Annotated in this window: 9 protein-coding genes and 1 tRNA gene; 1 reads left to right on the forward strand and 9 read right to left on the reverse strand. The window is 74.7% G+C overall.

Annotated elements, in window-relative coordinates; all coding sequences use genetic code 11:
* Positions 1 to 137: 137 nt before the first annotated feature.
* Positions 138 to 1,799 (reverse strand): long-chain fatty acid--CoA ligase, encoded by a 1,662-nt coding sequence (locus tag ACFY4B_RS41260; RefSeq protein WP_074001832.1) that lies wholly within the window; start codon positions 1,797 to 1,799, stop codon positions 138 to 140.
* A 216-nt stretch (positions 1,800 to 2,015) separates the two neighbouring features.
* The gene (locus ACFY4B_RS41265) at positions 2,016 to 2,888 is read right to left on the reverse strand and encodes a glycoside hydrolase domain-containing protein (protein WP_387976669.1); all 873 of its coding nucleotides are present in this window, start codon (positions 2,886 to 2,888) and stop codon (positions 2,016 to 2,018) included.
* 152 nt (positions 2,889 to 3,040) lie between these two features.
* On the opposite strand from ACFY4B_RS41265, the gene ACFY4B_RS41270 reads away from it, so the two are divergent.
* On the forward strand, positions 3,041 to 4,108 hold the full coding sequence (locus ACFY4B_RS41270) for a DMT family transporter (RefSeq protein ID WP_199823150.1): 1,068 nt from the start codon (positions 3,041 to 3,043) through the stop codon (positions 4,106 to 4,108).
* 159 nt (positions 4,109 to 4,267) lie between these two features.
* Here ACFY4B_RS41270 and ACFY4B_RS41275 read toward each other — a convergent pair whose 3' ends face one another.
* The 7 genes from ACFY4B_RS41275 to ACFY4B_RS41305 all read right to left on the reverse strand — a co-directional run bounded on the left by ACFY4B_RS41275 (position 4,268) and on the right by ACFY4B_RS41305 (position 12,113).
* Positions 4,268 to 5,068 carry a pyridoxal 5'-phosphate synthase gene (locus ACFY4B_RS41275; protein ID WP_234348562.1) on the reverse strand — a complete coding sequence of 267 codons (801 nt, stop codon included), beginning with the start codon at positions 5,066 to 5,068 and terminating at the stop codon, positions 4,268 to 4,270.
* 544 nt (positions 5,069 to 5,612) lie between these two features.
* On the reverse strand, positions 5,613 to 5,942 hold the full coding sequence (locus tag ACFY4B_RS41280) for a hypothetical protein (protein ID WP_049656286.1): 330 nt from the start codon (positions 5,940 to 5,942) through the stop codon (positions 5,613 to 5,615).
* 457 nt (positions 5,943 to 6,399) lie between these two features.
* Positions 6,400 to 7,764, reverse strand: coding sequence for an FAD-binding oxidoreductase (locus tag ACFY4B_RS41285; protein WP_049656284.1), 1,365 nt, complete (start codon positions 7,762 to 7,764; stop codon positions 6,400 to 6,402).
* Between the two features lie 167 nt (positions 7,765 to 7,931).
* Positions 7,932 to 9,149, reverse strand: a complete 1,218-nt coding sequence (locus ACFY4B_RS41290) for an MFS transporter (RefSeq protein ID WP_387976673.1) — start codon at positions 9,147 to 9,149, stop codon at positions 7,932 to 7,934.
* Between the two features lie 45 nt (positions 9,150 to 9,194).
* The gene (locus ACFY4B_RS41295) at positions 9,195 to 10,022 is read right to left on the reverse strand and encodes a MerR family transcriptional regulator (RefSeq protein WP_387976676.1); all 828 of its coding nucleotides are present in this window, start codon (positions 10,020 to 10,022) and stop codon (positions 9,195 to 9,197) included.
* A 128-nt stretch (positions 10,023 to 10,150) separates the two neighbouring features.
* Positions 10,151 to 10,238, reverse strand: a tRNA-Ser gene (locus tag ACFY4B_RS41300).
* 63 nt (positions 10,239 to 10,301) lie between these two features.
* Positions 10,302 to 12,113 carry a S1C family serine protease gene (locus tag ACFY4B_RS41305; RefSeq protein ID WP_387976679.1) on the reverse strand — a complete coding sequence of 604 codons (1,812 nt, stop codon included), beginning with the start codon at positions 12,111 to 12,113 and terminating at the stop codon, positions 10,302 to 10,304.
* Positions 12,114 to 12,296: the final 183 nt, after the last annotated feature.

A 12,296-nucleotide genomic window follows, 5' to 3' on the forward strand; every position in this document is an offset into this window, starting at 1 on the left:
GCCCCGGTTGGTCGCCGGGCGGGGGGGGTGGGGGGCGTGGGGCGGGGGGGGCGGCCCCGCCGCGGGCTGCGCCCCGCCGCCCCGGTGGAGGGGCCGGCCGCCCCCGTGCGTCGGGGGGCGGCCGGCCCTTCGCGCGGTCACTCCTTGCCGAGCACCGTGACGTCCAGCTCCTCGGCCGCGTAACTGGCCCGGATCACCTTCTTGTCGAACTTGCCGACCGAGGTCTTCGGCACCGACTCCACGATCGACCAGCGCTCCGGCAGCTGCCAGGAGGCGATCCGCTCGCCCAGGAAGGCCCGCAGCTCCTTCAGCCCCGCGGTCGCGCCCGGGCGCAGCACCACGGTGGCCAGCGGGCGCTCGCCCCACTTCTCGTCCGGGACGGCGACCACGGCGGCCTCGGCCACGTCGGGGTGGGCCATCAGGGCGTTCTCCAGCTCGACCGAGGAGATCCACTCGCCGCCGGACTTGATGACGTCCTTGGCCCGGTCGGTGAGGGTCAGGTAGCCGTCGGCGGTGATGGTGCCGACATCGCCGGTGCGCAGCCAGCCGTCCTCGGAGAACTTGTCGTCCGGGCGGACCGGGTCCTGGCCGGCGCCGCCGTAGTACGCCCCGGCGATCCACGGGCCGCGCACCTCCAGCTCGCCCGCCGAGACGCCGTCGTGCGGCATCCGCTCGCCGCCCGGGCCGATCAGCCGGGCCTCGACGGAGGCCGGGAAGATGCCCTGGGTGATCCGGTACGGCCACTCCTGCTCGGGGGTGAGGCCGCCCGGCGGCTGGGCGAAGGAGCCGAGCGGGGAGGTCTCGGTCATGCCCCAGGCGTGCAGCACCCGGATGCCGTGGCGCTCCTCGTAGGCCTTCATCAGGGAGGGCGGACAGGCGCTGCCGCCGATGACCACCATGCGCAGGCTGGAGGTGTCGTAGTCGCCGGCGTCGAGCTCGCCCAGCAGGCCGGCCCAGATGGTGGGGACGGCGGCGCTGACGGTCGGGCGGACGGCCGCGATCATCTCGGCCATCGGCTTGGGCTGGAGGAAACGATCCGGCATGAGCAGGTTGGCGCCGGACATGAAGGCCGCGTGCGGGATGCCCCAGGCCTGGACGTGGAACATCGGGACCACCGGCAACGCGGTGTCGCTCGGGGTGAAGGCGAAGTTGTCGCCGGTGTTGACCTGGAGGCAGTGCAGGTAGACCGAGCGGTGGCTGTAGAGCACGCCCTTCGGGTCCCCGGTGGTGCCGGAGGTGTAGCAGAGGACGGCGGCCTGCCGCTCGTCGATGTCGCGCTGCCACGGGTACTCGGTGGGCCGGCCGGCGATCAGCTCCTCGTAGTCGTGCACGCCGCCCGCGAAGCCGGCCAGCACCGAGCGGTCGCCGGGGCCGCTGACCACGATGTGCCTGAGGGTCGGCGCGAGGTCCGGCAGGACGGCGGCGAGCAGCGGCAGGACGCTGCCGTTGACGATGATCACGCGGTCGGCGGCGTGGTTGACGATGAACGACAGCTGCTGGGACGGCAGCCGCAGGTTCAGCGTGTGCAGCACGGAGCCCGCCGAGGGGACGGCGAGGTACGCCTCCAGGTGCTCGGCGTTGTTCCACATCAGCGTCGCTATGACGCTCTCCTCGGTGCACCCGAGCTCGTCGCGCAGCGCCCAGGCGAGCTGGGCGGCGCGGGCGCCGACCTCGGCGTAGGTCCGGACGACCGGGCCGGTGCCGTCCCAGGTGGTCACGGTCGAACGGCCGTGGACCGTGGACCCGTGCTCCAGGATTCGGGCGACGGTGAGCGGAACGTCCTGCATCGTGCTGAACACGGGTCCTCCTTGACCTGGCGGCACTGGGGGCTGCGCTCGCGGCACCTACCGGGCGGTAATGCGCGCGGACGTGCCCGATTGTGCCGCTCCCACCCCCTGCTGTCAGTATCCCGGCCCCGTTGCGCGGATCACGGATTCGTCCCGGTTCCGCCCCCGGCCCGCTCCCCGCCCGGTGAGGGCGACGGGTCGTCGGCGGCGGATCTCAGCGGGCGGGTCTCAGCGGGCGGTCGGGCCGTCCACGTGGTTGCGGTCCACGGTGAGGGTGGCGCCGCCGAAGGTCTCCTCGACGTTGCCGTGGTACTGGTGGACGCGCTGGTGGAAGGTCCAGAGGTCGGGGGCCAGGGCGCCGGAGCCGTCGGTGTCGGCCTGGCCGTCCCAGCGGGCGTACCAGAGCGCGTCGGGCATCGGGGAGCCGCCGGCCCGGGCGGCGGCGGCGAGGTCCGCGATGCCGGAGTCGAGGCTGGAGTAGAAGCCGGAGCGGTAGCCGGCGGCGTGCAGGCCCGCCGTCCAGCCGAGGGTGAAGTCGACCACGGCCTGGCCGCAGGCCGGGTCGCGCAAGGGATAGGCCTCGATGTCCAGGTAGACCGGGCTGCCCTTGGCGAAGCCGAGCGCGCGCAGGGACCGGGCGGCCTCGTCCGCCTCCTCCCGGCCCTGCTCGACGGCCTTCCCCGGGTCGATCCGCTTGGGCTTGTGGCCCGGGTCGGCGCACGGCGCCTGCAGTCCGACGTGCACCGGCAGGAACCGCCAGCCCAGCGCCCGCGCCTGGCGCACCCACTCGGCGGTGAGCCGCGGCTGGCCGCAGCCGCGCTGGGAGCCGCTGGTGTAGACGCCGAGCGCCCCGTACGGGGAGGCGTCGCGCCAGGCCTTCAGGGTGTCGAGCGGCGGTGCGGTGCAGGCGTCGAAGGCGGGGCCGCTCCAGGTGTCGCGGGCCCGGGGCGGGCCGGACCGGTCGGGCAGCCTGACGGCCCGGATGCGGGGGGCGGCGCCGGCGGCCGGGGTGACGGCTTCGGCGTTCACGACCGTCCCGTCGGTGGCCAGCAGGAGCACGAGGGCGGCGGCGAGGAGGGCGGCGGAGCGGAGATGGCGCACCCCGCCTTGATACTGACGGTCCGTCGGACGACCGCGGCAGCCACGCCGCGACACCCGCGCGAGTCCACCCTTTCGGACGCACCCGTCCGTATCCGTCCCGATTTTTGTAACGAGCTTGCTGGTTCATCACTCCTTACGGCAAACTCACAAATATGCCCACCTCCCATACCAGCGAAACCCCTGCCGCCTCGTCGTCGGCCGCCGCCGTCGCCGAGGCCCTGGCCATGCCGCCCTCCCCCAAGGGCGAGCCCGCCGGCGAGCGGGGCAGCTGGCGACGAGGTGGGGCGTCCGGCCCCTCGGCGCCACCCGAAGTCCACCCCGGCCGGTCCACCGGCCGGTTCGGCAAGGTCCTGCGGCGCCCGGAGCGGATCCCGGCGCCGCTTCTCTGTCTGACCGCGATGTTCCTGGTGCAGACCGGCATCGCCCTGTCCAAGCCGCTGTTCGGCCCGCTCGGCGTCAGCGGCACGACCTTCCTCCGGCTCGGCTTCGCCGCCGTCATCCTGCTCGCCGTCACCCGACCGAAGCTGCGCGACAAGCGCCCCCGCGACCTCGCCGCGGCCGCGCTGCTCGGCATGGCCTCGGCCGGGATGACCTTCCTGTTCGCCGGGGCGATCGACCGGCTGCCGATGGGCACCGCCGCGACCATCGAGTTCCTCGGCCCGCTCGCCGTCGCCCTGGTCTTCGCCCGGCGCGCCAGCCACCTGCTCTGGGCGCTGCTCGCGGCCGCGGGCGTGGCGCTGCTGACCCTGCTCGGCGAGGGCGACGGCGGCGGATCGCTCGACCCGGTCGGCCTGCTGTACGCCTTCGGGGCGGCCGCCTGCTACGCCCTGTACATCCTGTTCACCGACAAGGTCGGCGCGGCCTTCCAGGGCTTCCAGGGCCTGGCGGTGTCGATGACGGTCGGCGCGCTGACGCTGGCGCCGTTCGGGCTCGGCCAGGCCTGGCACGGGCTGACCGCGCCCGAGGCCTCGCCGGTGGCGCTGCTCGCCGCGGTGGCCGGGGTGTCGCTGCTGCTGCCGGTGATCCCGTACGCGCTGGAGATGACCGCGCTGCGACGGATGCCGCAGCGGGTGTTCAGCGTGCTGGTCAGCCTGGAGCCGGCGGTCAGCGCGCTGGTCGGGCTGGTGGTGCTGGGCCAGCTGCTGGGCGCGCCGCAGCTGGCCGGGATCGGGTGCGTGGTCGCGGCCAGCGTGGGGGCCACGCTGACCGGGCGACGGTAGCCAGCGCCGGTTTGGCCCCCCAGGACACCTTGGTGCCCTGGGGGCCTGGGTGCCCTGGGGACCCGGCGGCGTTACGGCCTTACGGCGTTACGGCGCTACGGCGTTACGGCGCTACGGCGTTACGGCGCTACGGCGCTACGGCGTTACGGCGTTACGGCGTTACGGCCAGAGCAGGGTGCGCGACCACTCCGGGGAGCTGACCGGACCGGTGCGGGTGTAGCGCAGCCGGGTGTGCCGGCGCTGGGCGTCGCCCTGCCAGAACTCCACCTCGTGCGCCCACAGGGTGTAGACCGCGTGCCCGGGCGCGACCGCGTCCGGATGCGCCTCCAGCCGGCGACGGGCGACCGCCTCCGCCTCGTCGTACTCGGCGACCGAGCCCAGCGGCTCGCTCTGCCGCCCGACCAGCGCGCCGACCCGGGCGGCGGGCGAGCGGGTGGCGAACTCGGCGGCGGCGACCAGGTCGGCGGCCCGCTCGACGGTGCCGCGCACCCGGACCTGGCGGCCCAGCTGCGGCCAGTAGACGGTCAGCGCGGCGGCCGGGTGCTCGGCGAGCTGGCGGCCCTTGGGGCTGTCGGCGGCCGCCGAGAAGTTCCAGCCGGTGCCGGCCGCGTCGACGTCGCGCAGCACCAGCACCCGGGCGTCCGGCATGCCGTCCGCGTCGACGGTCGAGAGGGTGAAGGCCTGCGGGTCCAGCACCCCGGCGTGCAGCGCGGTGGCGAGCCAGTCCACGAACAGCGGGCCGGGCTCGGCGGGGGCGGCCTGGTGGTCGAAGGACGGCAGCGGGCGGGCCATCGGCGGGCGGCCGAGCAGTAGTTCGGGGACGGACCTGGGCCCGGAGCGGTGCTCGTGGAGCGGCTCGGCCGACGGCTCCGGGCGCGCGTCCGCCGCCGGCTCCGCCCCGGCCTCCGGTGCGGGCCTGGCCTCGTCCGGGCCGGTCAGGCCCTCCTCCTCCGCCGCCATCGCGCGCCCTTCCTTCCGATTGCCGCGGTCGCAGCCCCGGCCGGGCCGGTCCGTCCGGGCCCGGGCACGTGGGTGCGCTGTCGGAGCGCAACCGTACCGCCGTAGGCCGACGGCTCCGGGCGCGGGCCCTCGGTGGACGGATCCGGGCCGGTCGGCGGGGGATTCCGGGGATGCCCGGCGGGGTGCTCCGACGGCGATGCGCGGCGGGGAGATCCGGCGAGGAGGCCCGGCGGGGACGTCCTGTGGGGACGCCCGGGCCGACAGCCGAGGAACCCGGGACCTGCGCCGGACACACTCGTGGGCGGTGCCGATGGTGGCACCGCCCACGAGACCGGTTTCGCGGTGACCCTTTCCGCCTGCCGGTCGTTGCGCTGTTCCCTCTGGTGGTGATGCGTCGGTGGTTCGGTGTCCGCTCCGGCCGTTCCGTTCCGGTCCGGGCCTGTCGGCGGGTGCTCAGCTCACCCGCGTCCACCCACGTCCGGCGCCCCCGCCTTCCGTGGTGCCCGGTGCCGTCACTCGGCCGTGCGGCCGGTCAGTCGGCCGGTCAGTTGAAGGTCGGGGCGACGACGACGTTGACGTCCTTGTTGCCCTGGCCTCCCTGGACGGTGCCGGTGTTGTCCTTCACCGCGATGGTGTTGTCCTGGTTCGTGGCGCCGGAGCCGGCGGCGGTCTGCTGGGTGGAGACGTAGTTGCCGTCGACCCCGCCGAACACGTTGCCGGTGCCGGTGTCGGAGACCGCCCCGGCGTTGGAGGCGCCCTCGGCGCCCGCGCCGTTGTCGGCGGCGGCAGCCCCGGCACCGGCCAGCAGCAGGCCGGCCGCGAGCGGGCCGGCGAGTAGGAGCCCGGCTGTTCGACGGGGGTGGGTGCGAGCCATGAATGCCTCCGGGAAGCTGCTTGTCGCGCAATGGTCGATCAAGGTGCGCAAGGTTCGTCGACCGGACGAACACCTGCGGGCTGCGACGCCGGAAGACAGACTTCCGCAACAAATCGACAAAGCGCTAGCTCACACGGCGAATTTCGCCCGTTTGCGTGATATCCACCCGGGCCGCGCATGACGGCCGGGAAAACGGAAAACGCGGCGAGATACCCCGTCCGAGCTGGGACTTCACCCGTACGGCCGCTGCTCGATGGTCGGTCCGGGGGACGGCGCGGCACCACCACGCGATCCGCTGGGCGCACCACCCTGGCGCGTGCGAACCGCACGCACGCCCCCGGAAAAGTTCGGTCACCCTCCCATGTCGACTTTCCTGGTCATGAAAAGGCCGTCGGATGTCACACCACGACGGCAGGGGTTCGGACGTGCGGTCCCCGCCGAAATACTTCAGTGAAAATCAGATCATCTTGCCGGGATTCAGAATTCCCAGCGGATCGAAGACCGCCTTCAGCTGCCGTTGCAGGTCCAACGCCACCGGGCCCAGCTCACGGGCCAGCCAGTCCCGCTTCAGCAGCCCCACACCGTGCTCCCCGGTGATCGTGCCGCCCAGCTCCAGCCCGAGCGCCATGATCTCGTCGAAGGAGCGCTGGGCCCGGGCCGTCTCCTCCTCGTCCGAGGCGTCGAAGATGACGATCGGGTGGGTGTTGCCGTCCCCCGCGTGACTGACCACCCCGATGGTCAGCCCGTGCCGCTCGGCGATCACCGCGACGCCGTTCAGCATCTCCGCCAGCCGGGAGCGCGGCACCGCCACGTCGTCGATCATCGTGGTGCCCAGCCGGTCCAGCGCGGGCAGCGCCATCCGCCGGGCGGCCAGCAGCAGATCGGACTCCGCCTCGTCCTCGGCCGGCACCACCTCCGTCGCCCCGGCCTCCCGGCACAGCCGCGCGACCCGGGCCAGCTCGGCCACCCGGTCCGGCCCGTCGAAGGCCACCAGCAGCAGCGCCTGGGTGGACTCCGGCAGCCCCATCCGCCCCAACTCGTTGACGGCCCGCACCGAGACCGCGTCCATCAGCTCCATCAGCGACGGGGTCAGACCCCGAGCCATCACCTCGCAGACCGCCGCCCCGGCCGTGTCCGCGCTCGGGAACTCCGCCGCCAGCGCCAGCTGCGGGGCGGGCGCCGGCCGGAGCGACAGAACCGCCCGGACCACCACCCCGAGCGTCCCCTCCGAGCCGACGAACAGCCTGGTCAGGTCGTACCCGGCCACACCCTTCGCCGTCCGGCGGCCGGTGGACAGCAGCCGCCCGTCCGCCAGCACCACGTCCAGCCCGAGCACGTACTCGCTGGTGACGCCGTACTTCACGCAGCAGAGCCCACCGGCCCCGGTACCGATGTTGCCGCCGATCGTGCAGGACTCCCAGCTCGACGGATCCGGCGGATACGAGAGGCCCAACTCCTCGACAGCCCTGGACAGTTCGGCGTTCACCACACCGGGCTCGACCACCGCGATCCGGTTCACCGGGTCGATCTCCAGGATCCGGTTCAGCTTCACCAGCGACAGCACGACGCAGCCGTCCACCGCGTTCGCCGCACCCGACAGCCCGGTCCGGGCGCCCTGCGGCACCACCGGGACGCGCAGCTCGGTCGCGGTGCGCAGCACGTGCCGCACCTGCTCGACCGTCTCCGGGAACACCACCACCGCGGGCTGCCCGGCCGCGCAGAAGCCCGCCATGTCGTGGCGGTACGCGGCGGTCACGTCCGGGTCCACCACGACGGCCCCGTCCGGGAGGCCCTGCACCAGTCGGTCCGTCAGATCACTCATCGCCGCCTCCACTCGCCGCCCGACCGCCTCCACCTCCGCACTCTGCCCGGACGGCAGGGGGCGGGCAAGTGGGCCACGGGAAGGGGCGGGGAGCGGGACGGGCGGCAAGGGCCGCCGTACGGGGAGGTGCCGGCCGGATCCCGGGGCCGGCACGGCGACCGGTCGGCTCAGGCCCGGCGGAGGGTCGGGGTGGCCAGGGCGGTGAGGCCGGCGGCGGCGGTGGCGAGCGCGCAGAGGAGCGTGGGCGGGGCGGCGCCCGCCGCGTCCGCGAGCAGGCCCAGCAGGGCGTTCGAGAGCACCAGGGCCAGGCTCTGCACGAGCGTCAGCAGGGCCTGGACCCGCGAGAGATGGGTCGGCGGCGCGCCGGTCAGCACCAGCGGGCCGAGGTGGCAGGCGAAGAGCCCCGAGCCCAGGCCCGCCACCGTACTGCCGGCCACCGCCGCCACCGGCCCCGCGGCCAGGGCCAGCAGCGCGATCCCCGCCGACGCCGTACAGAGCCCGGCGGCCGCCCCCACGCCGGCCCCGGGCAGCGCGCCCCGCCGGGCGACCAGGACGGCCACCGCCAGCACCCCGGCCGCCTGCCCGCCGCTCACCAGTCCCGCCGTCCCGGCCGACCAGCCGTGCGCCCGGGCGAGCAGCGGGCCGAGCAGCGACACCACCGGCAGCAGCGCCCCGGCCGCCGCACCGGTGAGCAGCAGCGCGGCCCGCAGCAGCGGGTCGGCCAGGGCGAGCCGGACGCCGGACGCGGCCTCGCTCAGCAGGCCGGCCCGCGGACCGGACGACCCGTCCGCCCCGGGGCGGACCCGCAGCAGGACCAGCAGCACGACCCCGAAGCTCACCGCGTCCGCGAGCGCCGCGCCGGGCAGCCCGCCGGCCGCGACCAGCAGGCCGCCGAGCGGCGCCCCGAGCAGGACGGCGCCCTGCCCGCCGGCCTGCCGCAGGGCGAGCGCCCGGGGCAGCCGGTCGGCGGGCACCAGCCGGCGCGGCATCGAACCGCTCGCCGGGAGGTGGAAGGCGTCGACCGTCCCGATCACGGCCGCCGCCGCGACCAGGAGCCAGAGCGGAGTGCCCCGGTCGGCCGCGACCAGCGCCAGCGCGGCGGTCGCGGCCAGCATCACCGTGTCCCCGACGAGCATCACCCGACGGGCACCGAACCGGTCCGCGACCGCGCCGCCCAGCAGGACCAGCGCGGTGCGCGGCACCGTGACCGCCGTCAGGACCAGCCCGGCCGCGCCGCCGCCGTGCGCGGAGGCGGCCCAGCCGAGGGCGAAGTACAGCGCGGCGTCGCCCAGCACTCCGGCCTGGACCCCGGCCAGCCAGAGCAGGTACGTCCGGGGCAGCGCGGCCCGCGAACCGACGGCGGCGGTGGCAGCGGCAGTGGTCATGCCGGGTGACGCTAGGACCCTCGACCGGGTCGAGGGCAAGCCCGGCTACCCACGGACCACCGGCTCCTGGAGCTCGGTGACCCACCCCGCCGGATTCTCCGGGCACTCCAGGTACAGCTCCCGGGCGTAGCCGGCCGAGCGGTAGCCGTTCTCCTCGATGAAGCGGGCCAGCTCCTGGCCCGCGCCCAGGACCTCGTCCATCGGGCCGCGGTGCACGATCGTCGCCGCCTCCCCGATCGGCGGCAGGTCGACCACCTCGAAGTCGTGCGCGCCCGCCCGCACCGACGGGCCGACCGGGACGGCGGCCCCGACCAGCACCGAGCCGTTGCCCTCCGGGGCGTCCTGGTAGTGGGCGACGGACGGGCCGGCCGCCTCGATCCCGGCCCCGGCCAGCCGCCGGCACAGCTCGGCGAACAGCGGCCCGATCACCGGCCCGATGTCCTCCGGCTCGTAACTCGCGGCCACACCGGTCAGTTGGGCCACCCGGACGGACGGCACCGGCTTCACCACGACATCCCGCACGGACATGGTCCCCTCGCTCTCGATCGTCCGGAGCCTCGCCTCCACCCGGGCCAGCCGCAGCTCGTCGGCCGCGATCGCCGCGGCGAGCTGGGCCCGCCGCAGCCGCAGCATCCCGCGCAGCTCGGCCGCGTCCACCCGCTCGTCCAGGACGGCCCGCACCTGCTGCAGGGTGAACCCGAGCTCCTTGAGCGCGATCACCCGGTTGAGCCGGGCCAGTTGGGACGCCTCGTAGAAGCGGTAGCCGCTGACCGGGTCCACCCGGGCGGGCCGCAGCAGCCCGATCGCGTCGTAGTGGCGCAGCATCCGCACCGACACCCGGCCGTGGCTGGCGAAGTCTCCGATGTTCAACATGGTGCGACCACTCCACCCCCTGCCACCGTGTCAGGGTCAACCCCCGCCCCGCCCGTGGCCCGGGAAACACCGAGGGCGGGTGCCGAGTGGTCTCGGCACCCGCCCTGAGCAGGTGGTTCTCCTACCGGCGGAGAGCGTGGGATTCGAACCCACGGTACGGGGTCACCGCACGACAGTTTTCAAGACTGTTCCCTTAGGCCGCTCGGGCAGCTCTCCAGGCGGAGGTCAGCCTAACGGGTCCGGCGGGGTTCGGTGCACACGTTTCGGTGCGGGCGGGGGTTACGGCTGGTCGCCCTCGCGCTGGCCGAGAGTGACCTTGGTGTTGAGGGTCTGGCCGTTGCGGGTGTACTCGACGTCGACGGTCTCGCCGGGCTTGTGCGTCCAGATCCGGCTGACCAGGGCGGGGCCGTTGTCGATCGGGACGCCGCCGAGCTTGGTGATGACGTCGCCCGGCTTGAGGCCGGCCTTGTCGGCCGCGCCGCCGGGGGTGACGGCGGGCTGGCCCTGGATGTCCTTGGTCTGGATCTGCGCGCCGTCGCCCTTGTAGTCGTCGTTGCGCAGCACGTCGAGCTTGGCGTAGACCGGCTTGCCGGTCTTGATCAGGGTGTCCGCGACCCACTTGGCCTGGTTGATCGGGATGGCGAAGCCCAGGCCGATGCTGCCGGCCCGGCCGTTGGCGGAGGCGTTGGACTGGATCGCCGAGTTGATGCCGATCACCGCGCCGCCGGAGTCGAGCAGCGGGCCGCCGGAGTTGCCGGGGTTGATGGAGGCGTCGGTCTGCAGGGCGTTCATGTACGAGGCCTGCGAGCCGGTGTCGTCGCCGGAGGCCACCGGGCGGTCCTTGGCGCTGATGATGCCGCTGGTGACGGTGGACTCCAGGCCGTACGGCGCACCGATCGCGACGGTGGCGTCGCCGACGTTGACCTTGTCGGAGTCGGCCAGCGGCAGCGGGGCCAGCTTGCTCTTGGGCGGGTTGTCGATCTTGACCACGGCGACGTCGTAGCCCTCGGCGTGGCCGAGCACCGAGGCGCTGTAGGAGCTGCCGTCGGCGAACTTGACGGTCAGTTTGCCGCCGCTGAGGGTCGGCGCGACGACGTGGTTGTTGGTGAGGATGTGGCCCTCGGTGTCGAAGACGAAGCCGGTGCCGGTGCCCGATTCGCCGTTGCCCTGCGCCTTGATGGTGACGACGCTGGGCAGCGCCTTCTGCGCGATGGCGGCGATCGAGCCGGGGACGGGCTCGTTCTTCTGGGTGTCGCTGGCCTGGACGGTGGTGCTGCGGTGGTCGTTCGCGGAGCTCCTGCGGTCGGAACTGTCGGAGACGGACACGCCGAGCGCGCCGCCGGCCACACCGGCGACCAGCGCGACGGCCGCGATCAGGGCGACCAGGCCGCCGCGCTTCTTGCGCGGGCCGCCGGGGCCGCCCGGACCGCCGGGGTACTCCGCCGGGTAGCCGAGCGGGCCGGCCGGGCCGCCGGGGTAGCCGGCGCCGCCGGAGGTGGAGTCGTGGGTGGGGCCCCAGCCGCCGAGCGGCTGGCCGGCCCCGAAGGGGTGGTGGCCGTGCGCGGCGGGGGCGGCCGGAGCGGCGCCGTACCCCTCGTGCGCGCCGGCGGCGGGGACTCCGTGGGTCGGGGTGGCGTACGGGTTGCCGGCCGGCGGCAGGGCCGGGGCGGCGGGTGCGGCGGCCACCGGGGCGGGCGGAACGGGCGGCAGGACCGGCGGCGGCGCGTCGATGTAGCCGGTGGCCGGGTCGACGGCCGGCTCCTCGACGGCGAGTACGGCGGGCTCGGCGGGTGCGGCGGGTGCCACGGGCTCGGCGGGTGCCTCCGGTGCGGGCACCTTGGTGAAGGCGACGGTGGGCTTGTGCCCACCCCCGGCCGGGACCTCCTCGGCCGGAACGGCGTCGGCGGACGGCGCCGCCTCGGCGGCGGCGGCCTCGACCGCGCCCGCCTCCGGCTCGGGCACCCGCCGGAACGCCATGGTCGGGTTGTGCCCGCCCTGAGCGGGGCCCGCGGCAGCGGACTCGGCCGCCCCCGGCCCGGCGGGCTGCTCCCCCTGCGGCCCGGTGGGCCCAACCTCGCGCTCGGTGCTCACGGACGACCTCCATAGCTGGCAGAACCAAGGACCATAGTTTTTCGCACTGTCGATTCGTTTGCCGTAAGGACCCCTCTGAAGAACTCATAAGAATCCTTAGCCGGCACCGACACCGGCACTGGCGTCAGCACCCGCACCGGCACCCGCGTCGGCACCGACCCCGGCGCTGACACCGGCTCCGGC

The organism is Kitasatospora sp. NPDC001261, assembly GCF_042896795.1.
In the GTDB taxonomy this organism is placed as follows: Bacteria; Actinomycetota; Actinomycetes; order Streptomycetales; family Streptomycetaceae; genus Kitasatospora.